A 25,249-nucleotide genomic window follows, 5' to 3' on the forward strand; every position below is an offset into this window, starting at 1 on the left:
CTCAAAGTGCAGGGAGCCCCCTGTGCGCGCCGCTTGGCCTGCGATAACATCACAACGCCCGCGAGTTGGACATATTCCGACTCACGGGCGTTGTCTATGAGCTGGCAAGAGGGCGCTTATGATGCAACCCTGCAGGCCTAGCCCCTAAGCTCTGCCACCGATACTCCCAGTGCCTTTGCCAGGCGCGGCAGCATGTAGGCGCGCGGCTGCGCGCCGGCCTCCCACTTAGAGATCGAGCCGGTGGAGGTGCCGGCGGCTGCCGCCAGATCCTTTTGGGTCATCTTGCGCTGCTTGCGCAGGCTCTTGATGCGCTCGCCCAGGTCTGCGGCGTTGGTGGCTGCATCGGCCTCTGGGGCTCCGTCAGAAGCCGGGGCCTCTTGGGTGGCAGGCTCGGCAGCATCCTCAGCCTTGCCGGCAGCCTTGGGCTTGGCGGCCTTGGCGCTGCTAGGACGGCGGGCGCGCGTCTTGCGAGGCTTTGTCTTATCGGCCGGAGCCGCGCCCTCGTCGAGATCCATGGCCGCTTGGCCATCGCTGGGCTCTGAGGCCGCTTGCGCCGACTCATCCCAGGGCAGCGTTTGAGCTGCAGGTTCTTGAGTCTCGGCGCGCTGGGTGCGCGGGCGACGGGTGCGCTTGGCAGGTTTTGAAGGCTCGGGCTTCTCGGCAGAGGGAGACTCAGAGGGCGCCTCAGGCTCAGCGGCAGCCTCATCGTGGGAAGGCTCGGGCTTCTCGGCAGCGGCATCCTTGCGAGGACGACGAGCTGGCCGAGAAGGACGTGCCTCTGCCTCAGGCTCTGTCTCGATGGCCTCTACCTCTTCTGCCTCTGCGGGAGCTGCCTCGTCCTCGGGGGCCTCTTCGAGGTTCGGGCGCTCGGGGCGAGCCGGCTTGCGCTCGCGGCGCGGCAGGGTTTGCTGCAGCTGCTGGGAGAGTTGGAGGGCGTTGTTCATCATGAGGCGGTCGCGGGTGATACCAAAGACGCGGCAGATGCGGGCCACCTGTTCGCGGGAGGGGATCCAGTGGCCGCTCTCCCAGTCATCCACCTGGTCCAAGGTCACGTTGCAGAGCTGGGCCAAGTCCTCGCGCGAGAGGGCGCGTGAGGCGCGCAGCACCCGGATGCGGCCGGCGATGGGGCCTACCATGGGCTCCTCGGCCTCCTCGGGGGTGCGCCAGCCGGCCATAAGCTGCTCGACCGACACGTCTAAGGCCTCTGCCAGATCGTCGGCAGCCGCAGGGTCGGGCAGGGCGGCGCCGGACTCGTAGGCAACGATCATGTCGGCGGGGACGTCTGAGGCTGCTGCCAGCGCATTGACGTCCATATGTAGTTGGGAGCGCAGGGCGGCCAGGCGCTGTCCCAGCAGGGGATCGGCGTCGTAGGCGCGCAGGTCCTGCACTTCGAAGTCGGAAGTGTTCATGAAGCTCCTTTCTTCGCACCGTCAAAGGCGCACCTCCACTATGCCACGGTGACCGCACATTTCTGGCCCACACAATGCCAACCACAGCTTTTCTGGCCAGTTTGCGCGCAAGGAGGGGGTGTTCGGCGGGTATCTGCCTCAAGGACGTTCTTAGTAATCCATGTGGGGGAGGACCCATGCTCGAACACGACCTTATCCAGCTCATTCACAACCATGCCCAGGCTCCTGCCTCCCAAATTCGCCGCCAGCCGGCGCTCTGGCGAGAGGTGGCCGCGCTTTACCGCGACGCGACAGAAGACGTCAACGATCTCATTGGCCGTGCTCGCGCGGCAGCCGGCGTGATGGGCGGCGACGAGGCCCAAGACGGCATTGACGGCCAGCTGCTGGTGGTGCTTACGGGTTCTGATCTCGCCCTCAATGCTGCACAAGCTGCCTGCAACGCTGCCGTGGCTCAGCCAATCAAGGGTTGCGACTTCACCTGCGTCTCTTGCGCAGACCTTGCCTCCGCTCCCGCAGACTACGTTCGCGATCAGGAGACCGTCCTGCTCGTAGCTCTTTCCCGCGGCGACGATGAGGATCTTTTGTCGGCTGTCGTCCAGGTGCGCTCCCAGACCAAGAACCTCTTTGTGCTGGGGGTTACCTGCAGCTCTGACGACCCTCTGGCCACCGCTCTCGCACCCGAGGATGACGGTCTGGTAGTGGCCCTGCCGCTGGTCGCCTCTGCTGCAGACGATGCTTCCACTGCCCCGGTGGACAGCGAGCCTGTGCAGCTGGCGGGCTTCACGTGCCTGGCGCTCTTTGCCACTCTGTGCCTGGACACCGCTCCTGTGGCCGAGAAGCTCTCCCATGCCAACCAGGCGGCCGCCATGGGCGACAAGGTCATCATGGACGAGGCGGCGCTGGCAAGCCTGGCACTCTCTCCCTTTGACGCGCTGTGCGTATTGAGCGACGGTTCTGCTTTCGCGGGGGTTGCGCGCGAGGCTCGCGACGAGGCGAAGAACTTCTGTGGCCTTAACGAGCGCTCTATCGAGGTGCGTCTGGGCGACGTGCAGTCGGCTGCGCTGGATAACAAGGCGCTCCACGATGCGCTGGGCGTCGCTTTGGTGGGCGGCACCGACGACGATCGCGCAAGCCAGGTGGCAGCCCTTCAAGAGATGGATGAGACTGCCGCAGACAACGGCTGCACGCTGGTGGCTCTCCAGCCAGAGCAGGCCCCGCATTTCACCGGCCGCAGCTTCACCTTTGATGGTTTTGCGGCGCTGCCTTGCAGCTACTTAGGGTTGCCATACCTCATGGCCGTTCAGGTGCTTCTGCTGGCCGCATCGGTAAAGTAGGGTCGCCATAGTTCTAGACTGCGGATAAGGAAACCCCGGGCGCAATGGCCCTTGGCGCTCCCGCCTTCGCGCGCCCTTAAGAACCCCTGTGGGGCTTTTGGGCCCTGTACTCCAGTCAATTACCGAGCTTTGCTGCTCAAGGAGGACCTATGTCGACCTTTGCTATCCATGCCAACTCCTTCTTCCTCCCCTCTGGCCCAACCGGCCCTGGATATCTCACCGTTCATGACGGCGTCTTTGGCGCCTTTAGCACTCAGATGCCTGCCAACGCAGACCGCATCGACGAGCGCGATTGGGTGGCTCCTGGCCTGGTAGACACCCATATTCATGGCTTTGACGGCCACGACGTCATGGATCTCTCTGCTGAGGGACTCGACGCCATCGCCGCAGGCCTAGTGCGTAACGGCTGCACCAGCTTCTTCCCCACCACCCTTACCGCTCCCACTGAGCGCATCGCCGAGGCCTGCACTATCGCCGCCGCGCACGTGAACAAGCCCAAGACCGCCCGCGTGCAGGGAATCTATCTGGAAGGCCCCTGGTTCTCCGAGAAGTACAAAGGCGCTCAGAACCCCGCCTATATGGGAAACCCCGACATCCATGTGTTGGAGCACTGGATGGAGTGCGCCGACGGCCTTACCTTCAAGATCGCCCTGGCGCCAGAGAACGACGGCGCCTCCGACTTCATCGCTCAGGCCACCGCGATGGGTGCCATCGTGGCCCTGGGCCACTCCAACGCCACTTACGAGGAGGCTCGCTGCGCAGTGGATGCCGGAGCCACGGTCTTCGTGCACACCTATAACGCCATGAGCCCGTTGCACCACCGCGAGCCGGGCATGGTGGGCGCAGCCCTTACCTGCCCCAATGTCTATGACGAGCTTATTTGCGACGGCAACCATGTGAACCCGGTGTCTGTCAATGTGGTGATGCGCGCTCGTGGCAAAGACCAGGTTTGCCTCATTACCGACTGTTTGGCTGCTGGCGGCATGCCCGAGGGCGATTACGTGATGGAGGGCCTGCCCATTGTGGTAAAGGATGGTCAGGCCCGCCTTAAGGAGGGCGGCAACCTGGCTGGCTCCATCGTGGGCCTGTGCCAATGCGTGAAGAACGTGGTGGACTGGGGTCTGGCCACTCCTGCAGAGGCTGTGGCCATGGCCTCGATCGTTCCTGCCAAGAGCGTAGGCATCGATGATGTGTGCGGCGCCATCAAGCCCGGCCGCGACGCTGACCTCGCCTGCTTCACCAGCTCTATGGAGCTGGAAGCCACCTATGTGGGTGGCGAGGTGGCCTGGAGCGCGCTCTAAGGCAGGGAAAAGCGTCTGCGAGTCCTTCCACTCTCCCAGTGTCACTTCTGAGTTTTCTGAAAGGCGCCCCGTGAAGGCCTTGCGGAGAAGACCTCCGTTTTCTCCCCTTGGGCATTCCGGGGCGTCTCTCATTTATCGAGGGGTATAGACCTGTCAAGCAAAAAGCGGTGTCGCGCAGGCGTTCCGCTCCTCAGCAGTGGAAGGACACTACTATGGGTATTGATTTCAACGAGATCGGCAACAAGATCGCAAGCAAGGCTTCTGAAATTGGTGGAGATGCCGCAGAAGCTGTCAAGGATTTGGGTTCCAAGGCCGCAGAAGGCGCGCATAAGGTAGCCGATGGCGCTGAGGATCTGGCTCATAAGGCTCACGATTTCGCCGACAAGGCGAGTGCCGCTGCCCGCGAGGCTGGCGACAAAGTGGGCGTTTCTGCAGAAAAGGCAGGTGCCAAGGCCGAGGTTGACAGTGCCAAGGCAGATATCGCCGCAGACGATCTCAAGGCTGGCGTCGACGCCGCCAAGGAAGACCTCAAGTAAACCAGGAACTTCTCTCCTTTTTTATTTGGCAATACCTCTGCCCGCTGCGCAACGCCGGGCAGAGGCGTTTTTTATTTGGGACATCTGGGAACTTCAAGCAGGTAAATTACCCGTTTGAAGTTCCCTTCTTTGATAAAGACCCGCATCTTTAAAACCAAGGCCTCGGTAGTACTCACGCGTGCCTACCGCAGAGATCACCTTGATGGCGGGATAGCCCTTCTCGGCAGCTTGACGACAAGCTTCTTCCACCAGAGTGCGCCCTAGACCTCGATGCTGGGCGCCTGGTTGTTTAAGCCCCAGCTCAGAAACGCGGCCGTATACATGTACTTCGCGGATCATGGCGTCGGGGGAGCCTAGAACAGCCTCAGCCTCCTGGGGGTGGGGCAGTGAGAGGCGCAAAAAGCCTGCAATGGATCCATCTGGAGTGGTCCATGAGAGGAAACGCTCGCAGGAAACCAGCGTCTCGTATTCGTAGGTGCTCATGGAAAGCTCGTCTGCCGATGGTTGCTCGCCCGCGATCTCCCTCATGCGAATCTCTTGGACAGATACTCCTTGGGCTTTTGCATAGGCGTTCACGGTATCTTCTACTGCCTGTCGCAGATTGGCTTCGCGATTGCCCGCCACGATGTCTTGGGCAGAAAAATCCCTAATCATGCGGGAGATGCGCACAAAAGGTGGCGTGACAAGCACATCTTGGGCCAGAGTATCCAAAAGCTCTTCTCGACTATAGGGCTGCCACAAGCCCTTTGCATGATCGCGCTCTAGGGCGGTGCCTCGGATAAGTGCGCAGGGGTAGAGCTTTACTTCGTCTGGCTCGAAGGCGCGATCAGTGACAAGAGTCAGGTAGTCGCGCTTGTCTTGTTCTGGAGTGGCTCCTGGGAGGTTCGCCATAATGTGCGCGTGGATCTTGAAGCCAAAGAGGCGCAAGAGTCCAAAGGCCTGCTCAAGTGAGGCATCGGATATGGGCCTATTGCTGGCGCTCCGGCGCTGGAAGTCCACCGACTGCACGCCAATCTGCACTTTTGTGCAGCCGAGCCGCCGCATCTCTTCGAGAGAGGTCGCGCTAATGGCAGTGGGCTGCGTTTCGAAGGAGAGGCCCACGCAGCGGCAACGTGCTTGCTCGTTTATGTGCTGCTGGGCCTCGACCTCTTCAAGGGTGGCGGTTTGCGCACGCGCAAGCTCATGCCAACCCTCATCTTCTGCCCACAGGCGCTTCCAACCTTCGTTATAACTGAGGAGACCGGCATCTACCTGCGGCTGCAGATCTGCTACACGCTTTTGACAGCCTACTGGATCTGCCGAGAAGCCCGCGTCCAGGTAGCGCTTCCGGCGCTCGGCCGCCAACGTCCTTTCTTCCGGTGAACCTGCGCAGTTGAGGGCGCGAAAAAGCTCGCGCACAAACCAGGCGCGATAGGGGGCGGGGTAGTCTGTCCAGGTGCCACCCAGTACGATAAGCTCCACCTTGTCGGTGTGATGGCCCATGTCTCTAAGTACGCGCAGCCTTCCGGAGACTTGCAAGAAAGGATCAAAGAATGATTGTTCGGCTCGCTGGCAAGCGGGCTCGTCAGCCAGATAGCTCTTTGGCATGCGCAAGTCGTTGGGGCAATAGCGACAGTTGCCAGAACAAGGCCAAGGCTTTGCGATGACGGTGACCGTGGCTACTCCAGAAGCGGTTCTGCGAGGCTTGGCGCGAAGTTGCTCCTTGATGCGCGCTTCCAAGGCTTCACTGATGCCCTTCTTTTGCCAAATGCCGGGGTGAAGCTCGTCTTGGTGCAGGTAGTAGGGGAGGAGCGCTCTCTTTTTCACAGGCGCATCCGGCGCCACAATTCCCGTGTTTTGCTGTCTAATAAGCCTAAGGAACTCCTTCTCGGTAAGCTGGCCCTCTTGGCAAGAAAGTTGTCTGGCAAGCTCTAGGAGAGCTTGCTCCAAACGCTCTTTATAGGTGAGTGTCATGGCTCCTCCCCTTTACATCACAGTGTGTTTTATATAAGAAATCTTCTTAGGCTCCAGCCTCTAGGCCACGCTAGTATAACTGCGTGGGTTCTGGTAGCTTGCGGTTAAGCTGCAGACCCCCAAAGCACCAGATACATCCCTCATCGTTCATCAAAGAAAGGGGCAACTCGTGGATAGTGCCCAGGCGGCATTGGCATCTTCACTCACTGCGCAGTTTTACGAGCATGAGGCTGCAAGTTTCTCGGCTACACGCCAGCAAGGCTGGCAAGGTTGGGAGTTGCTGCTGCCTTATATTGCCCCTCTTGCCAAGACCCGTGCAGCCCAAGGAGTCCCGCTTCGTCTCATTGATTTAGGTTGCGGGAACTTGCGCTTTGAGACATGGCTCAAAGGGAAGTTGCCTCAAGAAGCGGCCTTTGAAGCGTTAGGGGTGGACAGATGTCTGCCGCTGGTGGCAGAGGGGATGGGACTAGAGGGGGTGCGCACGGCTTCGTTCGACCTCGCTTCTCTCGGGCCGCTTCCAGTGGAGTGGCAGGGAAACTTTGATGTGGCGGTATGCTTTGGCCTTATACACCACCTTCCTCTTGCCTCTCAGAGGCATGCATTGATAGAGCGTCTAAGCTCCCTTTTGGCTCCGGGCGGGGTGGCGGCCGTTGCCTGCTGGCGCTTTATGGATGACGGACGTCTCTCCACAAAGGCGCAGCAGGTAACTCTAGAAGCTCGCAAAAGATGGCCAGAGTTGGTGGACAGCTTTGGGCCAAAAGATTGGCTGCTGGGATGGCAAGGGAGTACCGAGGTAGTCCGTTTTTGTCACCACGTAGATGAGGAAGAGCTCGATAGCCTTATGGGCCCAGTGCAGGAAAGAGCGCGCTTCTTTGCAGATGGGTCTTCTGGGACCCTTAATCGCTATGTGGTGTTCGAGCCTTAGCTTTGCTCGCAGGCCCAGTGCGTCCAGCCCCAAACGCTTTGGGTTGAGAGACTTTTGAGCGCTCACGGCTCTCTTTGTTGCGAACACTCCTTTGAGTGCTGGTGGCAGTGCCAAGCTTTTTCTCGGGTTCTCTCCATTGGGTCTTATAAGCGTGGGCCTCAGGGTCCCAGCTTTGTGAGATGTTCCACACCTGGCGCGTGAAAGCGCGCACCTCGGGGTCTACCATGAGCCAAGTGGGATCTATAGGACAGGTGAGATAGAGATCGCTCACAGATCTCACCCTTGAAAGGGCTACGTAGAGCTGGCCTTTCTCAAAACAATGGGGGTCGAGATTCATAGAATCCAGAGTGAGCCCCTGGGTCTTATGAATAGTCATGGCCCAGGCCAGCCTCAAGGGTATTTGTGTATAGGTGCCCTTCTCAACTTCTCGAAGGCCGCCTTCCTCATCCTCTTCGTAGTCCAGAGCGCTCCATTTCATCGCTTCGACGGTAACGGTGTCTCCGCTATCAAGCTCCACGCGCACCTGACCGTCTGCAGGGAATCCAATCACAGTGCCTATGGAGCCGTTTACAAAGGCATCGTCAGGGTCGTTCTTGCAACACACCACTCGTGCCCCACGCTTGAGAGTGATGGTCTCGTCCACTGGATGAACCGAGCCAAAGGAGCCGGTGGTGCGCGCTTTGAAGGTATGGGCTTTCCCGGAGAGTTCGCTCAGTCGCCGGGAATTGATCCTGTCTACCACGCGATTGGTAGAGGCGATGTAAGGAGCTCCTTCAATATACTCATCGCAGGCATGCTGGCTTATCCATTGGCAGGCGGAAGGGTCTCCCTTGCGAATGGCGGTAAGGGCATCCAAGAATGAAGGGTCTGCTTGCCTGTGATGATCCCTGAGGATAAAGGGATGAAAGTCCCATTCTTGCCAGCGGCGCCCTTGGAACGCAAAGGGACCGTGGTAGAGCATGCCATACTCATCTTTGAGATGAGCTTCGTCATCGCCGGCAACCACAGGAGGCAGCTGGGAGAAATCGCCTACCACCACCAATTGAGGCCTGGGGCGCACTTTGCGCATGATGGTGGACACCGCATCGAAAAGATCGCATCGCAGCATGGATATCTCATCAATAATGATTACATCTGCTTGAGAGATGGGCTCTCTCACCCTAAGGCGCGTGCCGCGCCCCTGTACTCCAAGGCCCAGCTTAAAGGCCCTGTGCACTGTAGTGCCGCCAACATTGAGCGCCGCGATGCCTGTAGGGGCGCACACCACAACATTGCGTCGCTTTTTGCGCAGGAGGCGCAAGGCTTCTTCAATCACGAAGGATTTGCCGCAGCCGGCCCCGCCGGTAAGAAAGACGTTTTCCCCTGAGAGGATGGCGTCGATGGCAGCCTGTTGCTCTGCATCTGCGCAGGCTCGTTTTTCTGAAGCCTTCTCTGCCACTTGGCGCCCTCCTCTCACGGGCATGGGAATGTCTACTAACCCTATCGCAGGAGCACCTAGAGCGCTCGGTTTTAGGTCTCCATTGTGACTCAGCCTTGCTATAAGAACAACTGTTCGTATGCTCTAATCAACGAACGGACATACATGGACGGCGGCCAATGGTTTAGCTCGCCAGCCGGAGACTCGAGTCTTGGGACAAAACTCTAACCCCAGTAGTTGCGCCCCAATAATTGTATGAGCTCAGTTCACCTCAGTTCATCGCCTCCAGCCCCGAGCAGCCCACCTTCCTCCGGGTGGGCTGCTTTTTTGCCGAGGTGGGGAGATGAGGCTTCGTAATTCTTGCTAACACGAGATGTACCTGGGCTTTTAGCCCGCAGATTTTACACAGCTCCTAATGAGGGGGCAGGGCGCTCCCTCATGAACGAGAGGAGCGAAAGTGGATGAGAAAAATCTGTGGGGCCACAAGGATCGCCTTCTGGAGGCTTGCTGTTCATACATTGAACAGCTTGGCTTGGATGCAGGAGGCGAATCTATGTGGCAGAGCAGGCGTGTGGGCGGATGGAGTATCTCGGAGGTGGAGGCGCTTATCGGCCTTAGCCGCCGAGACATCCAGCGAGCCTGCTATGGCGGCCAAGGTGGAGTGGCGATCTTGAGTCCCCAAGACACAACTTGGGGTCGTCGTAGCTACGACCTAGAAGATCTCGCACAGCTCTATGTGGTGAAGCAGTATCGGCGTCAGGGATTGAGCCTGCCAGAGGTCAAAGCGGAGATCGAAGAGCAAAAGGAAGCCGGCAAAAGCATCGAAGACTTACTGGGTGTGCAGGTGTCGAGGCTCAAGGAGCAGGCAGAGGAAGTGACTGGGCAGCTGCTTCAGGCCGAGGCGCTGCTGGCTGCAGCAAAGGGTGACGAGGGGACTTCGCTGGAAAAGCTGGTCTCTCGGCACCTGGGAATTCGCAGTGCGCTGGATCCAAGCCTCTCTACGCCGCCGGAGAAGAACCCGGCTTCCTCTATAGAGACGCTGCTCTATACCCCAGGGCTCATCGATAGCTCGGGGGTGGCATTGGCTATGGATGTGTGGCTGGGGCCTGGATCTGCAGAGATGCTGAGAAGCGCTGCAGAGGCAGCCAGCCTAAGAATTCAAAGCAATGGAGGAGAACATGAAAAAATTCAAAGCAATGGAGGAGAACATGAAAAGTAAGATGGCAAAAGCCCAGGGTGTCCATGCCTTCACCAGGCGCGCTTTTCTGGGAGGAGTGCTGGCGATAAGCGCAGGCCTATGCGGATGCGGGGCGAAGACTTTGACAAGTGGCGATGCCCAGGGGTCGCAGACAAGTGGGGCTCCGGAGGCAAAGCCCCAGGAAGAAGCCCCTAAAGTATCTTCTGATCCTCATGTGGTCTACATCAAGAACTACAAAGGGCAAAACGCTGCGGCTCTGGGCTATGCGGCGGCCAACACCTTTCGCATGGAAAAACTGGGAGCGATCTATCTGCGCCTGGTCTACGTGGACCCCTCGGGCGTCTTTGTGGATCCAGAAGACGAGGAGCAGCTCAAAGGCTATGTGGTCTTCGACCAAAACCTGGCGCCCAATACCCAGGTAGACATCGAGTTTAGGCAGGACAAAGAAGGAAACGAGCTTCAGACCATCGCCCGCTGGCAAAGCCACGAGCAGGTAGTGTTGGCGGTAAAGGCCACGGGAAGTCCCGACCCAACTCCGGTGGACATGACTGCCATCGATGGGGCTCCCGATAGATATACGAACTATATTCGCGACTACACAGGGCGCAACCTGGCCGAATGCGGCTACAACTCCGCTGCGGGCAACCTTACCGACGCCTATGGCCCCGGCTTCATCCACCTGGCCACAGTGAGCGACGACGGCGCCTACATCGACCCTGCAGACAAAGAGGCCCTCGCCAGCTATGTGGTGGTGTCTCAGGACGTGGCCCCCAATACGCAGTTCACCATGGAGCCCACGACGGCTGCCAACGGCGAGGTCTACGATCTTATCGGCTCGCAATCCATCGATACGGTGACGCTGACGGTGCGCAAGCTGGAAGCCAAAGGGTAGGGGGCGAGGATCCAGTCGAAGGGGAGGGCTGAGCCGAGCTCCTGCGTTCCTTGCCGAGAAACCCCTCCATCGCCACAAGAAAACACCCAGCTGCTGGGAGGAGGTGCAGCTGGGTGTTCCTTAAACAGATGATGCGGGACTGGGAGGCTCCCTGCGACAATTAGGCGCGACCGGTGGAGCCCAGGTTGTCCATGTGGCTGGCCACGATGGAGGTGATGTTGGCCATGCCGGCCTTGGCGGGCTTCTTGGGGTCGAAGACCTCGGGGTTGGCGGCCATGTAGGCCATGAAGCCCTTCATGTACTCCTGACGAAGCTCGGTAGCGTAGTTCACCTTGCACACGCCGTTGGCGATGGCCTCTTTGACCTGGTCGTCGGGTACGCCGGAGGTGCCATGGAGCACCAGGGGCACGTCGACGCGTTCGCGGATGGCCTTGAGCACTTCCTGCTCGATGTGGGGAGTGCCGTGGTAGACGCCGTGCGCGGTGCCCACGCCCACTGCCAGGGAGGTGCAGCCGGTGCGGCGCACGAACTCCTCGGCCTCGGCGGGATCGGTGAAGGGATTGCCGTGGCCGGCGTCGGGACCGTCGTCCTCTTTGCCGCCCACGCGGCCCAGCTCGGCTTCTACGGGGATGCCCATGGCGGCGCCTACGCGAGCCACAGACTCGGTGATCTTGATGTTGTCCTCAAAGGACTCGTGGCTGCCGTCGATCATGACGGAGGTGTAGCCGGCGTGCATGGCCTGCATGCAGCGCTCGAAGCCGTCGCCGTGATCGAGGTGCAGCGCCACTGGCACGCTGGCATTCTTGGCCGCAGCGTGCACCATGCCGTAGAAGTAGTCCAGGTTGGCATACTTCACGGTGCTGGGGGTGGTCTGCATGATCACCGGAGAGCGACGCTCTTCTGCGGCGGCCAGCACGGCCATCACAAACTCCAGGTCTTCCACGTTGAAGGCGCCAACGGCGTAATGGTTCTTCTGAGCATCGAGCAGCATTTCTTTGGTGGTGACAAGCATTGCAGTTCCTTTCTGCGTCTGCGGCTTTGGGCCTTGGTGAGAACGGGGCGCCAATCTGGGAGGAGGCGATCGGGGTGCTCCTGCGCACCAAAAACCTGCGCCGTTACTTGCTGATGGCAATGTAGCGCGATTTGTGTGGCCGCACTGGTGGCGAAGAAGGGGTTTCTCAGCAAGCAAACGAAACGCCAGTGGCCGTCAATGAAAGCTAAGGTTCCTTCCGGCTGTGACGAAATCTTGCTGTGGAAGCTAAAAGAAAGTCGAATCCTTGCTAAAATGCAAAATAAAGAAAGATAAGGGTTCACAGAACCTTCGCAAAGGAAAGCTCTTATGACCGCCCCTGCTCCCAATGACACTTCGTTGCCCGGCCCCGCGACACCTGGTTCCACTCATGGGTCGGGACATTCTTTTGCCGAGGAACGCCGCGCTGCCATCATGGACCTATTGGGGCGCGAGGCTTCGGTGCAGGTGACTGACCTCGCGAAACTCTTTGGAGTGTCGCGGGTGACGGTGCGCTCGGACTTGGACGAGCTTGAGGCGGCGGGGCGCCTGCGGCGCACCCATGGCGGTGCGGTGTCGCTCTCGCGGGCGCTCACGGTGTCTATCCAGGACCAGCGTGTGAACGTGAACGTCGAGGCCAAGCAGGCCATTGGCCGCACGGCGGCAGCCATGGTGTCAGACGGCGACTCCGTGCTGGTGGACTCGGGCACTACGGCGCTGGAGTTGGTGCGCGCGCTGGGGGGCTGCAACGAGGTGACGGTGGTGACCTGCGACTTTACGGTGGCGGATTTCATCGACCGCTCCATGCCGTCTCTGGATGTCATCTTGCTGGGCGGCGAGCTGCGCAAAGGCCACCGCTACACCTACGGCCCCATGACAGAGCAGGCCTTGGCGCTTTTGCACCCCCAGATCTCCTTTGTATGCCCTACCAGCTATGTGCCCGGTCGCGGCCTTATGACCAACTTCGCCCCCATGGCTCAGATCAAGCGGGCCATGCTCTCCTGCGCCGCCCGCACAGTGGTGCTCATGGATGCCACCAAGGTGAACGCGCCGGGATTGCTGCTGGTAGATACTCTGGCTCACGTGGATGCGGTAGTGACTGACAACGATCCTGGCGGCCTTCTGGCCACAGAGCTTCAAGAGCAAGCACCGGAAGCTCAGCTTATCCTGGCTCAGGGCTAGTCAGGGAAGCGGAAGGGAAGGGTTTCTCGGCAAGGTGGCCTGCGGGGCCGCGGGGCTGGGCCGGCAGGCGCCCGCCTCTAGGCGAGCCTGTGGACTTTCACCTGATTGCGCACTTCCTGCGCCACCTGAGGATCAAAGTTGCCGGTAGCGGGGGGGGAGGCAGTTGGCAGTGGCGGCGGCCATGGCAAAGGCGAGGGCGCAGGCGTCATCCATGGTGCGCTCCAGTGCCACGGCGAAGGCGCCCACCAGGGTATCTCCGGAACCCACAGGATTTACTGCCTGGATGTGCGAGGCGACGCCTCGATCGACGTCGTCTGGCAGGGCGACGCTGAAGCCCAAGCAGCCCTCGACTTCTTCGACGAGTTCCTGGTGAAGTGGGACGAGGGCTGCTACCACGATTAGCTAACTGCGACAACCTGCGAGTTCTTCACAGCCAGGAGAGCGTCTCAAAGAGACGCTCTCCTGGCTTTTGCCATAGGCCAGTGTGGGTAAAAATGCCGAGAAACCCTTGACCCTCCTAACGGAAAGCCCCCCATGTATTGGATCATCTGGCCCATCTGCCTTGCGGCATGTTTTGTCGGCTCCATTTGCGGCCTAGGCGGCGGCGTCATCATCAAGCCGGCACTGGACCTCTTTGGCCATATGGATGTGGCCCAGGTGAGCTTTCTTTCTGGGTGCACGGTGCTTGCCATGGCTCTCTATTCGGTGCTGCGAGCCCGTGCCAAGGGAAACCTTAGGGCTGAAGCTAAGGTTGATACTTCTGTGGCGGTAGGAGCTGTGGTAGGTGGTCTTGCGGGAAAGCAGCTTTTCTCGGTATTGAGCACGGCCTTTCCCTATCCGCGCATCGTGGGGTGCACGCAGGCGGCGGCTCTGTTTGCGGTATGTCTGTTCACCATCGTCTATACGCTTAGGCGAGATGAGGATGAAGTGCGCGAGCGCCATCTGTCCGGCTGGTGGGCGGGAGCTCTGGTTGGGGTGGGACTGGGTGCGATCTCTGCCTTTTTGGGCATTGGCGGAGGTCCGGTCAATATCGTCGCCATGACGTTCTTTTTTGCCATGACCAGCAAGGACGCTGCTCAGGCTTCCCTTTACATCATCTTGTACTCCCAGACCGCAGCCACGCTGATGTCGCTTTTCACTCAGGATCTTTCGGGGATCGACCCGCTGCTTTTCCTGGGCATGGTGGGCTTTGGCATTGCCGGTGCGGCTGGTGGGCGCACCCTTAACGCGCAGCTTTCCAACGAAATAGTGGACAGGCTGTTTATTGGGCTTCTGGTTGTCATAATTGGCATAACCATCGCGAATTTTATAGGATTTGCTGCGATATAACGTAAACTATAGAGCTGATTAATGGATCTATGTACATCTATATAAAAACAGATGAACGGTATACGGGATAGGTTTTCGTGTGCTTCAGTTTCGTCTGCATCAATAAGACCCTAAATAAAACACCAAAATGCTCCAAGTTACATATATATCAAAATAGAATGATAATAAGTAAATATGCCACCTAATACATAACTATTGAAATAGATAATCATACGCGATAAAAAATATAAAATACCTGGTAGATAGCGTAATAAGTAAAACAGATGCATATATATTACGTGGCATATTTTCAAGAATAGATTGATTTCTCGCGATTCGTTTATTAACCTAATCATAAAATAAGCTGCAATAACTCTGAATTTAGAGGATCTCGCACTCTAATAGATCGTCTAAGCAGCCTACTGAAGGAAGTTCTGCGGCCGGACTAGAGCCGTGGATGATAGACGGAGGAACCTATGCGTACTTTCATTCAGCGAAGCACGCGGGCTACGCTGGCGGTCTTCATGGCCGTGATCTGCATCTTGGGAACCCTGGGCTTCCCGCTCTCGGCGCTGGCCGATGAAGTCGCCATGCAGACCAATGTGCGAGGCACCGATTCTTTGGAAACCACTGCCACAGAGTGGGAGCTCATCCGCATCGGAGACCACCAAGGCGAGCCGCTCTATATAGATGTGATCAAGGATGAGGGCAGTCAGCAGACCTATCTTTCCTATCGCCAGAAGTACGATCTCGGTCAGGCGCACACAAACGGTCCTGCCCCCGAGAATGGTGTGGCGCTCTCGCACATTCTGTCTCTGGCGCTGGAGGATGCCACGCCCGAGGAGCTCTATGGTTCCGCCACTACCACGACCCGCTACCAAATCGCGGTGTGGGACGCCCAGCGCAACGGGAATCCCCTCTATGAGGGTACCGTCTACCCTGTCTATGGACACCTCACATCTGAGGGTCAAGTTGAGGATGAGGGTTATGTGCTTCTCGGCATCCGCACTGCCAATAAGACTGAGCGGGACGTCTCAAAGAATCTTGGCGTAGGCAACACCATCTATAAAGAAGCCGATGGCGGCCGCAACGCCTATGGGCTCCAGCGCGTCGGCGAGAAGAAGGTCGACAATGCGTTCGACGAGAATCTCAACGCCTTTGTAGCCACCTATGAGAAGACTGCGGCCGATGCGGTCACCGGCACCGTCACCTATAAGACCGACGAGGGCGACATCGTGCGTACCGAGTCGTTCGCCGGCATCGAGGGCGAGGGCTTGGATGTTCCCATCGACCAGTCCTTCTTCTCCAACGGCCAGTATTTCCGCACGCTCTCCTCGCTGGGTTCCACCAAACGTCTTACCGTAGCCCAGCCCAACGTCACCGTGCGCGTGGTGGCGGTGGAAGACATGGCTCAAGCCAACGCCTACCAGCTCACCATCAGCTATGAGGCCGAGAATAGCAATGGCCCCAACCAGGTGCTCTGGACCGACTCCGTCGACATTCATGGCGCTGGCTACCAGTATTCGCTGCCGCTTTCCTTCTCCAGTGCAGCCAGCCGCTCCGAGGGCGTCGCCTTCTACAGCTTCACCGGCGTTGAGGGCAACAGCACGGCTCGCGTTGATCACGAGTGGGGCAACCCCCTGGTGCTCACCGGCGACCTCTCCGAGGCCCTCTTTGACCAGGACGCCAACGGTCATCGCGTGCTCCACGCCCTCTATAGCTCCTCCGAGGACACCAAAGAGGCCACCTTCACCGTGGTGGAGATCGACGGCACCAACGCCACCGAGATCGGTCGCAAGTCTGGCCTGGTGACTCCCGATCAAGACTTCATCTACGAGCCGGCTTCCTTCGAGCACAACGGCGCCACCTATGTGCCCGCCGCCTCCAACACTCAGGCTATCTCTTATAAGTGGGACGACCTCACCGCCGGCAAAGACCTCATGGTCTACGTCTACTACGTGCCCGAGGACTACGTGCCTGGCGCGGGCTACGACATCCAGGTGCGCTATCAAGACATTGCCACCGGTGCCATCCTCAAGACCGACACCTACCCGGTGAATCCCGAGATGACCGACTTCCTCACAGTAGTGGGAGATGAGAACTTCTCGGCAGAGGACGGCGAGCGCTATGTGCGCCTGCCTGGCCAGGAGTCCGGCATTCGCCATGCCTTCTATTCGCCCACCCGCGTCTACACGGTCTACTACCGCAACGTGAACGACCAGCTCAATGCCAACGTGACCATTCAGCGCACTCAGATCATCGAGACCCCTCGTGCCGCAGCTGCTGGCACTGCGGGTGGCGGTATCACCGCAGCTCCTATCGCCGCTGCCGCTACCGGTGCAGCTTTGCCTGCCACCGACGCCGGCGTAGCTCCCGGCGACGCCACCACCATCATCAACGACGACGGCAACCCTCTGGCTTCCCCCGAGGGTCAGTCCACCGCCGAGCAGCGCATCGACGACGATGCGAACCCCCTGGCCGCCGGCTTCCAAAACCCGGTCGTCATGGCGGGATCCATCGCTGGTCTCGCTGCCCTTTTGGCCCTGCTGTTCTTCTTCCTCTTCAAGCGCAAGAAGAACGCCGATGCCTCCGGCACCAAGAACGCTTAGGGGATGGAGACTATGAACAACACTTCTAAGAACATGCTGCTCAAAAGGATTCTCGCCTTCGCGCTCTCCTTTGTGATGGTAGTCACCTCCACGCCGGTGGCGCCCCTGGCTTATGCCGGGCAGGACATGAACATCGACACCGCTCCTGTGGTGATCTCCGACGAGGACCTGGTGCAGGTCGATGCCGAGAACCCCACCTCAGATCCTGCAGCTGACGACGCTGCTGACAGCGATGCCCCTGCTGCCGAGCAGGACGCCCCTTCTCAGGAGGATGCTGCTCCTGAGAAGGAGCTTGCGCTCGAGCAAGCCCCGGAGGTCGCCGCTGCTGCTGTCGATACTGCGGCAGCTGGCCCTGCGCGCGTGGCGCCTGCCCAGCTGCAGGACAATAAGAGCCAGGAGATCTCGAGCTCTAATACGGCTGCTGGCTTCAAGGTCATCAAGTACGACAAAGCAGGCACCTATACGCTTACTGTCAAGGACGGCGTCACCTTCTATGGCCGTATTGAAATCTCTGGTGGTGCCAAGGTAACCGTAAACGGCAAAGGCACCATTAATGGCAACAAGCAAGGCTCTGTCATTATTGTCGAGGGCACTAAGGACAGCAGCAAAGTCAGTCATCTCACCCTTGACGGGCCTACGCTCACCAACGGTTCAGGTTCGGAGCTCAGGCATACCACCTACGATGGATCCGGTAACCAGCGTTATTTGAAGTGTGGCGGCGGCGTGCTTGTTCGTCGTACCCATAAAGATTATGGCAACGCCACCTTCATTTTTAAGAGTGGCACCATCACCAACAACAACGTGCATTCTGCCGGTGGCGGCATCTTCGTGGATGGCCTCTGCGGCTTCACTATGGAGAACGGAACAGTCACCAACAACTCCTGCCAGTACTCCGAGGGTGGTGGCCTGTATATTGCTGCCGCCAAAAACGGCAACAACAAGGGTTCTGAGGCTGTAATCAAAAAGGGTGTCATTACTAACAATAAATGCAATACCACCTTCTCCTGGGGCGGCGGCGGCATCTTCATCGAGTCCCAGGGCGTATTGCGGGTAGACAGCGTTTTGGTCAACGGCAATACTGCCGATGGCTTGGGCGGCGGCATTGCCGGCTGCCCCCATGCACGCATGGGTGTGGGCTTGCTCGAGGCCAACACAGGTGCTGCGATCTATGGGAACACTGCCAAAAAGGTGCGCCGTCCTTCCAATAGCGTGCTCTATTCCCTCGAGGTGGACAACGTCATTACCGGCGACGTCTATGCCTGGGACCATGCTGCTTCGAGATTCTCTGCAGACAAGGCCATGGATTATTACTGCACGCGAGCCAGTGTGGTCATGGGTGCGGATATGGGTCAAGCAGGGGATACCGTGTGGACCGGCTACCGTGCAAGCGCTTCCAATATGAAGGGTGAGCCGGTCACAATCCAAAAAGGGGAGACCTTCTCTGCGACCAGCGAGTCTGTGGGTCTCACCAACACCTATAAAGGGGCAGCCCCTTCAACGAACGTCACTGTGACGGGCAACTACAGCGCGACTCACGGCGGCGGCATTGGCTGTAATGGCACCCTGAAGATCAACTATGTGCCCAAGGTCGAGTACGGCGCGTTCAACATTGAGCTCCAAAAGAGCTTGGTGACCTCTTTGGGCGACAAGCTCTCTATGGCGGCGAATGCCTATAGGTTTGAGCTCTTCACTGATAAGAGCTGCACCAACAAGGTTGCAGAGGCCACCAATGACGCCAACGGCAAAATCGCTTTCACGCTCACCCATGGCGCCTATGACAGCCAGATCAAGGGTGATGGCGCACAAACCTGGACCTTCTATGCGCGCGAAGTCAAAGGCAACGATCCATCCATTGCCTACGACACCAAGGTTCACACCATTACAGTGAATATTTCCAGCATCCAGTCAAAAACCTCGCCCACCGCGGCGTTTCCAGTGACCACAAAAACGCCTGTGCTTCAGAGCGTGAAGGTGGACGGCAAGGCTCCCGGCAGCGCCCCCTTCTCCAACACCTTCAATGTGAAGGGCGCAGCTCAGCTGGGAATCACCAAGACCGTCTCTGGTCTGCCTGCCGGCTCCTACACCTTTGAACTTCAGGAAATGAAGGGCAAGTCCATTGCGGACCAAGAGATCAAATCCGATGGTGTAAGCGACAGCCAGTCTTTCTCTGTGAATGAGTCTGCCTCTACAAACCAGACTGTCGAGCAACTCTTTAAGAAAATGACCTATACCGCCGAAGGCGACCACTGGTATCGCATTCGAGAGAAGGCAGACGGCGATAGGACTGTTACCGCCTTCGACTCCTCTGTGTATTTGGTAAAGGTCAATGTCAAAAAGAACGGCAAGAAGGCTCTAAAGGCAGAGGTAGTGGAAACTTACAAGGCTGCCGATGCCAATAGCGAGCTTAAAAAGGTGAGCAACACCCAGAAGCCTGCTTTCACCAATACCAACTATCTCTATGAGGGCTTCGACTTCTCTATCACCAAGATGCTGGAGAATGATCTAAATAGCCAGTTTAGACCTGATAACGGCGAGTTCACCTTCGAGCTCTTTGACAACCCTGAGTGCTCTGGCGAGCCTTTGGCCACTGCTAAGAACAATGCTTCTGGACAGGTGGAGTTCAAGGTAGAGAATCAGACCTATCTCCAGAACGAGCTTAAAGGCATGAAGCCTGGCGCTCTAATCTACACCACCCTCTACTTCCGCGAGGTTCAGGGCAATGTCCCAGGTGTTACCTATGACACCGAGGCTCATTCCATCAGCCTAGAGCTTAAGGTGACCCAGGGCACCAAGAGCGATATGGGCATCACCAAACCCGTCATTGGCGCCACTGCAAAGGTAACCATGGTGGACGGGAAAGAGCTGACTGCCGCTGGGTTCACCTTCATCAACAAGATCAAAGTTGCGGACGCACAGGTGCCCTTCTCGGCAACGAAGCGCTACAACGGCAACACCACCGACAAGTCTGGCGCCTTCAAGTTCACCTTTGAGGCACTAGATGCGGCGTCGGTAGAGAACAAGACCTTCGAGGTTCGCAAGGGCGATGCTCTCGTGGCTGATTCCACCGGCAAGCTGGTGGACGACGGCACTGGCGCCATCAAGCTCGAGGCTGCTAACGGCGACTTCGCTGGTTCGTTGGCTCCTGTGAGCTTTGGCAACATCACTTATACCAAGGAGTCTTACGACGCCTGCAAGACCTATTGGTACAAGGTGACCGAGAACTTCCTGGACAACTCTTCTGCCATCTCCTATGACCCCACGGTCTATGTGGCGAAGGTCGAGCTCACTGCTGCGGACCGCGAGATCGTTCCTACGGCTACCTATTACCGCATGACCTCGTCGGTCGATGGAAAGCTTGATATCGCCGAGATCACCAATACGGACGACCCCATGGTCTTCCACAACACCGACGATGCCTATCTGTCCATGAGCTTCAATATCAAGAAGCTCTTCAAGAACAGCCTGAACAACGATCTCAAGATCGAGGACGAGAAGTTCGCCTTCCAGCTCAAAGACGCCAAGGGCGATCTGGTTTCTGAGTCTACCGCCAACGCAGAGGGCCTGGTGACCTTCGAGATCCCTGGCAAGAACTACATCGACAAATCGTTGGGTGATGCCAAGGACTACGAGTTCACCGTCACCGAGGTTGATCCCAACAATGACAAGATCTCCTTCGACCAGAAGACCCACAAGGTTGTCCTCACGGTGAAGACCGAAGCCGAGCGTGTAGTAAACAGCGAAAACGTAGCCAATAACGACAAGACCTTCTATAAACCTGTGATCACTAAGCAGACCTGGGATGGCAACGAGTGGACTTCCGAAGACGTCCCTACCGTTACCAATACCATCGACGTGAGCACTTCCTTTGTGCCCAAGGCTCAAAAGCACCTCACCGGCCTAGCTCAGGGCGAGACTGCGCTCTTCAAGTTCGAGCTCCAGGGCCTGAAGCAGCTCGATCCTGCGAGCGTTGACTTCAATTTGGTCACTGTCGAGAACTACCTGCGTAGCTCTGATGACTTCATTGCCACCGACGGCAAGATCGTCGACAACGGCAAGGATGAGCTGCTTCTCAATGCCTCTACCCAGTTCACTCAGGACGGCACTGCTGAGGTGACCTTCCCCGAGATCACCTACGAGCAGCCGGGTGCCTATTGGTACGCCCTGCGCGAGACCACCAGCGACACTGACACCATCGCCTCCGACACCTCCGTGGCAGTCATCCGCGTGGACGTGAAGCTTGCAGCTGACGGCAAGTCCATGTCTGCCCAGGTGGGCGCCGTCTACAGCGCGAAGTCCATGAGCGAGCCCGGCCTGACTCCCGTAGTCAACGACGGCGGCGAGCTGCCCACCCCGACCTTCTACAACACCGGATTCGCCTACACCGGCTTTGAGTTCGACATCACCAAGGCGTTCCAGAACACCGAGGGTGCACCTCTGCCCATGGAGAAATTCGAGTTCGAGCTCTGGGACGGCGTCCCTGGCGAGACCGGCTCCCGCAACCTGGGCACCTTCAGCAACGAGCGGTACGAGGGCGTCACCCCTCACTTGAGCGACAAGGTGATCTTCTCGGTAACCGATGAGATCCTGCTCAAGTCCTACCTCAAGGACAAGGTGGGTACCCCTCAGACTTACAACAACCTCTACATTCGCGAGGTTCCCTCTACCGATAAGGATATGCTCACCGACGGTGAGGCCCATCAGGTCGTCGTGGCCCTTACCCCCGCCATCGAGCGCCCCTCTATGGCCAATGCCAGCCTCACCACCACGACCTATAGCTGCCAGGACGTGAGCGTGACCATTCCTTCGCTCACCAACAACACGGTGACTAACCAGTGGCAGCTGCGCGGCAGCTGGACCCCTCAGGCTTCCAAGCTCTACTTTGGCGAGGCAACCGGAAGCTTTAGCTTCACGGTTCAGAGCCTGAAAGATCTGACCGGTGTCGAGCTGAGCACTGCCAAGGTGGCCGATCTTCTCCGCAACCAAGGTGAGGCCTCTTCTGAGGACACCGGCGAGAATGCGGTGAAGGTAACCGGCTCTGTCTCTGTGAACAACAGGGGCGAGGAGGCAGTGGAGTTTGCCACTCCTGTCACCTACACCAAGTCGGGCACCTATTGGTACGCGCTCTCTGAGGACGGCGGCACCGATCCCACCGTGTACGTAATTCGCGTCGAGGTGGGTCAGACTTCCGATAGCCGCGGGCTCGAGGTGAAGAGTACTAAGGTGTACTACGCCGACAGCTTTGATACCGCGGGCATCCATGAATATGGCGTGCCTAGCGCTACTGACCCTGTGGTGCCGCAATTTGTGAACACCTCCGGTGCACTAAAGTTCGCCTCCTATCGCGCCTTTGCGGCCAGTGATCAGGCGGTAGACCAGAAGTGCCTGGTAGACCCCAAGATGTGGAAGGTCCTTGAGGGTCGTACCCTGCAGGAGGGCGAGTACACCTTTGACCTCATCCAGGTGAAGGATTACACCGACACCACCGGCACCGTCATCTCCACCGCAAAGAACGACCGTTACGGTATGGTGGACTTCGACGCCGCCAATCCTGTGGCCGGCACCGAGGACGACCCCTGCTGCCTCGAGTTCACCGCCCCCGGCACCTATCGCTACCGCGTGGTGGAGAACCCGGACGCCAATCGCGATCCCTCGGTGATCTACAGCGACCAGATCATCACCTTCACCGTGGTGGTGGAGCGTGAGGGCGGCAGCCTCAAGGCCACCGACATGTACTACGGCGAGTACAAAGACGGCACCAACGTGCGCTTCGCCGAGTCGGCAGACCCCGACTGGCACCCCACCATGACCAACAAGGCCCGTGGCATGAGCCTCAAGGTGCGCAAGACCTCCGTGCTCGATCGCGACAACGGCCTGGAGGGTGCCACCTACAGCCTCTTCATGGTCAACAACGGCCCGCAGGATGACATCAAGCTGGCCACCGGCGTCTCCGACGAGGACGGTTGGATCCAGTTTGACGACGTGAACCTGCAGGCAGGGCAGCTCTACTACTTCAAGGAGTTCGCTGCTCCGGCCGGCCACACCGTGAGTGAGTTCAGGAGCCCCTACTTCTATCTGGTACCCGACACCGCGTCGCCCAACGGCTACTCCATGGCCTACTCCGACACCAAGGACGTAGAGCCCGGCATCATGGTCACCGCTGAGGGCGACGAGGCTGAGACTGATGCTGCTGAGGCTGGGCAGGATAATGCCCTCTACACCAAACCCGAGGTGGATGGCGACGGCAACGCTCTCTACACCTATGCCAAGGATGGCGGTGTCTACGACGAAGCCACCACCATCACCTTCAACAAGCAGGAGACCAATACCCACAACTGGGTGGAGGGCGCCAAGCTTCAGGTGATTGAGAAGGCTACCGGCACGGTGGTGGAGGAGTGGACCACCAAGGCCTCCGGTGAGGTGCTCACCGCCAAGCTCAATGTGGACACCCCCTATATCCTTCATGAGGTGTCCGCTCCCGACGGCTACGCAGTGGCCAGGGACGTGGAGTTTGTTATCGACGCTTACGGCAAGCTCTCGGTGACCTCTGGCACCGAGGACGGCAACGCCTCGCTCAACGACACCACCGTGGTTCTCTTTGACCGCAGGCTGGATGTGGAAGAGATCAACCGCATCACCCGCACCGATGAGGACAACGACCGCACCACCCGCATCGCCAAGACCGGCGACACCGCCAACATCGCACCCATCATCCTGGGTCTGGTGGCAGTGGTCTTTGTGGGCGCCACCGTGCTGGTAGTGGTGAAGCGCAAGCGCAATCAGGAGTAATCCTCAGCCATCAGGAATAATGCCTGAGGCAACCACCTGCAACGAGAACCGGCCTCGCTCCTTTGGGAGCGGGGCCGGCTTTTTGTGCCGCGGCAAAGGGCAAGTTGCGGAGCGGGATGGTGGTGCTTCTCGGCAGGGGTGGCGTACGGTCTGCGAGATGGTAGCTGGATGCAGTGGAGGATCTTCTCGGCAGCACGATGAGCCAGCAGGTGTGGGCGGCCTATCAGAACCCGTGGGCTACCAGAAGCTGTGGTGGCCAAAGCAGAGGCGAAAGAGCTCTTCTCGGCAGGCGAGGGAGCGCGCTGAGAGCGGGCGGGGTGCGCGGCCTTGCAGGAGGTGGGCCAGCTGGTCGAAGAGCGCCGTGGCGGTGGGCAGCGTGCTGAGAGTTTGGCGGGCGACTCCGATGAGGTCGTCGTTGAGGGCGCGGGCGGCCAGGCGGCGCTGGTCGTCGGCTCCGGCGCGGAGAGGGTCAGAGTGCCACCAGCTGGAGTCGTACTCGCAGGCCAGGTGTTTCTCGGGCCAATAAAAGTCGTAGCGAATGGAGGTTCGTTGGGGCAGATGCGCCTTGGCGAGCGGAGAAAGCGACTTTTCATAATTGAGGCGGGGAGCTGGCAGGCCGGCGCCGCCGTGCCTTCGGGAAGTGATGGCGAATGCGGCAAAGCCGGACTCGCGTGGAGAGGCCGATCCGTCGAGTGCGAGGGATGCAGCGTAGCGGGCGATCTTTTGGCCGCGGGCGCCTGTGGGAAGCCATTGCACGGCGTTTTGCAGCGACTGCGCGCAGGTGAGCGGCACGGGGCGAGTTGCGAAGCCTTCTGGGATGTCGGGGCGCAGCTCATAGGTGCCGCAAAGTTGCAGGGCGAGCAGAAGGGCTTGAGCGGGGGCGCGGGTTTCTCGGCATCGAAGTAAAAAGTGGAGCTCCGGGGAGACTACATAGAGCGGCTCGGTGGTCTGGGTGGTGTTGACGCGGTATAGCGCCTTGGGGAAGAGTGGGCTTTGCCAGAGATGATTGACGAGGTGGGGAAGCTTTCGGCGGTGAGCCTTGCAGGAAATAAGCAACTCAACAGATAGATGTTCATGAGAAACACCGGCGAGAGCTGCTGAGGGAATAATTCCAGAATTATAGAAAGGCAGCGTCTTTAGCTGTGCAATTGCAGCAGTGGAACCTATGGACTCGTTGAGGATGAAGGCACACTCATTTTGCGAATGTACCGGGATGAGAGAAGTGCGCGAGAGGTACACGTTGATCGCGCTTATACCAGCCAGAACTATCGTCATTCCTGGAAGATATCACGAGGACTTGAGGGATGACGCATTAAATAAGGGACTACATAAATGCCCTATAACGCTATGAGAAATTATGCATAAGCAGCAATTGCTGTGACAGAAAAGT

General features: G+C 58.6%; 16 protein-coding genes. 10 read left to right on the forward strand and 6 right to left on the reverse strand.

Annotation, left to right across the window (positions count from 1 at the left end; genetic code table 11):
* Positions 1–137: 137 nt before the first annotated feature.
* Entirely contained in the window at positions 138–1,409 is a 1,272-nt protein-coding gene (locus E5334_RS02150; protein ID WP_136011951.1) for a helix-turn-helix domain-containing protein, read from the reverse strand.
* A 176-nt stretch (positions 1,410–1,585) separates the two neighbouring features.
* Between E5334_RS02150 and E5334_RS02155 the strand changes: the two genes are divergently transcribed.
* The 3 genes from E5334_RS02155 to E5334_RS02165 all read left to right on the forward strand — a co-directional run bounded on the left by E5334_RS02155 (position 1,586) and on the right by E5334_RS02165 (position 4,580).
* On the forward strand, positions 1,586–2,743 hold the full coding sequence (locus tag E5334_RS02155; protein ID WP_136011952.1) for a hypothetical protein: 1,158 nt from the start codon (positions 1,586–1,588) through the stop codon (positions 2,741–2,743).
* Positions 2,744–2,892: 149 nt separating this feature from the next.
* Entirely contained in the window at positions 2,893–4,044 is a 1,152-nt protein-coding gene (gene nagA, locus E5334_RS02160; RefSeq protein ID WP_136011953.1) for an N-acetylglucosamine-6-phosphate deacetylase, read from the forward strand.
* Between the two features lie 212 nt (positions 4,045–4,256).
* The gene (locus E5334_RS02165) at positions 4,257–4,580 is read left to right on the forward strand and encodes a hypothetical protein (protein WP_136011954.1); all 324 of its coding nucleotides are present in this window, start codon (positions 4,257–4,259) and stop codon (positions 4,578–4,580) included.
* 93 nt (positions 4,581–4,673) lie between these two features.
* On the opposite strand, the gene E5334_RS02170 is transcribed toward E5334_RS02165, so the two are convergent.
* Positions 4,674–6,533: an elongator complex protein 3 gene (locus tag E5334_RS02170; protein WP_275438882.1), complete on the reverse strand. Its 1,860-nt coding sequence runs from the start codon at positions 6,531–6,533 to the stop codon at positions 4,674–4,676.
* Between the two features lie 169 nt (positions 6,534–6,702).
* Here E5334_RS02170 and E5334_RS02175 point away from each other — a divergent pair, with 169 nt between their 5' ends.
* A complete protein-coding gene (locus tag E5334_RS02175; RefSeq protein WP_167604261.1) occupies positions 6,703–7,458 on the forward strand; it encodes a class I SAM-dependent methyltransferase in 756 nt (251 codons plus the stop codon).
* Here E5334_RS02175 and E5334_RS02180 read toward each other — a convergent pair.
* Positions 7,430–8,896, reverse strand: a complete 1,467-nt coding sequence (locus tag E5334_RS02180; RefSeq protein ID WP_167604262.1) for an ATP-dependent DNA helicase — start codon at positions 8,894–8,896, stop codon at positions 7,430–7,432. The two genes, E5334_RS02175 and E5334_RS02180, sit on opposite strands and share 29 nt — an antisense overlap.
* 532 nt (positions 8,897–9,428) lie before the next feature.
* Between E5334_RS02180 and E5334_RS02185 the strand changes: the two genes are divergently transcribed.
* Entirely contained in the window at positions 9,429–10,094 is a 666-nt protein-coding gene (locus E5334_RS02185; protein ID WP_136011957.1) for a MerR family transcriptional regulator, read from the forward strand.
* The gene (locus E5334_RS02190) at positions 10,084–10,965 is read left to right on the forward strand and encodes a hypothetical protein (protein ID WP_136011958.1); all 882 of its coding nucleotides are present in this window, start codon (positions 10,084–10,086) and stop codon (positions 10,963–10,965) included. Before E5334_RS02185 ends, E5334_RS02190 begins: the two co-directional genes overlap by 11 nt.
* A 160-nt stretch (positions 10,966–11,125) precedes the next feature.
* On the opposite strand, the gene E5334_RS02195 is transcribed toward E5334_RS02190, so the two are convergent.
* Positions 11,126–11,977, reverse strand: a complete 852-nt coding sequence (locus tag E5334_RS02195; RefSeq protein WP_136011959.1) for a class II fructose-bisphosphate aldolase — start codon at positions 11,975–11,977, stop codon at positions 11,126–11,128.
* A gap of 327 nt (positions 11,978–12,304) precedes the next feature.
* Between E5334_RS02195 and E5334_RS02200 the strand changes: the two genes are divergently transcribed.
* The gene (locus E5334_RS02200; protein ID WP_136011960.1) at positions 12,305–13,156 is read left to right on the forward strand and encodes a DeoR/GlpR family DNA-binding transcription regulator; all 852 of its coding nucleotides are present in this window, start codon (positions 12,305–12,307) and stop codon (positions 13,154–13,156) included.
* 132 nt (positions 13,157–13,288) lie between these two features.
* Here E5334_RS02200 and E5334_RS08890 read toward each other — a convergent pair whose 3' ends face one another.
* Entirely contained in the window at positions 13,289–13,552 is a 264-nt protein-coding gene (locus E5334_RS08890) for a PfkB family carbohydrate kinase (protein WP_420812477.1), read from the reverse strand.
* Between the two features lie 138 nt (positions 13,553–13,690).
* Here E5334_RS08890 and E5334_RS02210 point away from each other — a divergent pair, with 138 nt between their 5' ends.
* From E5334_RS02210 to E5334_RS02220, 3 genes are all read left to right on the forward strand, one after another.
* Positions 13,691–14,485 carry a sulfite exporter TauE/SafE family protein gene (locus tag E5334_RS02210; protein ID WP_136011961.1) on the forward strand — a complete coding sequence of 265 codons (795 nt, stop codon included), beginning with the start codon at positions 13,691–13,693 and terminating at the stop codon, positions 14,483–14,485.
* Positions 14,486–14,940: 455 nt separating this feature from the next.
* Positions 14,941–17,073 carry a hypothetical protein gene (locus E5334_RS02215; protein ID WP_136011962.1) on the forward strand — a complete coding sequence of 711 codons (2,133 nt, stop codon included), beginning with the start codon at positions 14,941–14,943 and terminating at the stop codon, positions 17,071–17,073.
* A gap of 12 nt (positions 17,074–17,085) precedes the next feature.
* Entirely contained in the window at positions 17,086–23,859 is a 6,774-nt protein-coding gene (locus E5334_RS02220; RefSeq protein WP_167604264.1) for a SpaA isopeptide-forming pilin-related protein, read from the forward strand.
* A 237-nt stretch (positions 23,860–24,096) separates the two neighbouring features.
* Here the strand turns inward: E5334_RS02220 and E5334_RS02225 are convergent, their stop codons facing one another.
* The gene (locus E5334_RS02225) at positions 24,097–25,098 is read right to left on the reverse strand and encodes a PDDEXK family nuclease (RefSeq protein ID WP_136011964.1); all 1,002 of its coding nucleotides are present in this window, start codon (positions 25,096–25,098) and stop codon (positions 24,097–24,099) included.
* Positions 25,099–25,249: the final 151 nt, after the last annotated feature.

Source organism: Muricaecibacterium torontonense (assembly GCF_004793925.1).
Lineage (GTDB): Bacteria > Actinomycetota > Coriobacteriia > Coriobacteriales > Atopobiaceae > Leptogranulimonas > Leptogranulimonas caecicola.

What these genes read in the sequence shown, in the direction of transcription:
- E5334_RS02165 (WP_136011954.1), top strand. Translation starts at nt 4,257, where the DNA reads ATGGGTATTGATTTCAACGAGATCGGCAACAAGATCGCAAGCAAGGCT.
- E5334_RS02150 (WP_136011951.1), bottom strand. Translation starts at nt 1,409, where the DNA reads ATGAACACTTCCGACTTCGAAGTGCAGGACCTGCGCGCCTACGACGCC.
- nagA (WP_136011953.1), top strand. Translation starts at nt 2,893, where the DNA reads ATGTCGACCTTTGCTATCCATGCCAACTCCTTCTTCCTCCCCTCTGGC.
- E5334_RS02170 (WP_275438882.1), bottom strand. Translation starts at nt 6,533, where the DNA reads ATGACACTCACCTATAAAGAGCGTTTGGAGCAAGCTCTCCTAGAGCTT.
- E5334_RS02215 (WP_136011962.1), top strand. Translation starts at nt 14,941, where the DNA reads ATGCGTACTTTCATTCAGCGAAGCACGCGGGCTACGCTGGCGGTCTTC.
- E5334_RS02195 (WP_136011959.1), bottom strand. Translation starts at nt 11,977, where the DNA reads ATGCTTGTCACCACCAAAGAAATGCTGCTCGATGCTCAGAAGAACCAT.
- E5334_RS02155 (WP_136011952.1), top strand. Translation starts at nt 1,586, where the DNA reads ATGCTCGAACACGACCTTATCCAGCTCATTCACAACCATGCCCAGGCT.
- E5334_RS02220 (WP_167604264.1), top strand. Translation starts at nt 17,086, where the DNA reads ATGAACAACACTTCTAAGAACATGCTGCTCAAAAGGATTCTCGCCTTC.
- E5334_RS02185 (WP_136011957.1), top strand. Translation starts at nt 9,429, where the DNA reads ATGTGGCAGAGCAGGCGTGTGGGCGGATGGAGTATCTCGGAGGTGGAG.
- E5334_RS02200 (WP_136011960.1), top strand. Translation starts at nt 12,305, where the DNA reads ATGACCGCCCCTGCTCCCAATGACACTTCGTTGCCCGGCCCCGCGACA.
- E5334_RS02210 (WP_136011961.1), top strand. Translation starts at nt 13,691, where the DNA reads ATGTATTGGATCATCTGGCCCATCTGCCTTGCGGCATGTTTTGTCGGC.
- E5334_RS02190 (WP_136011958.1), top strand. Translation starts at nt 10,084, where the DNA reads ATGAAAAGTAAGATGGCAAAAGCCCAGGGTGTCCATGCCTTCACCAGG.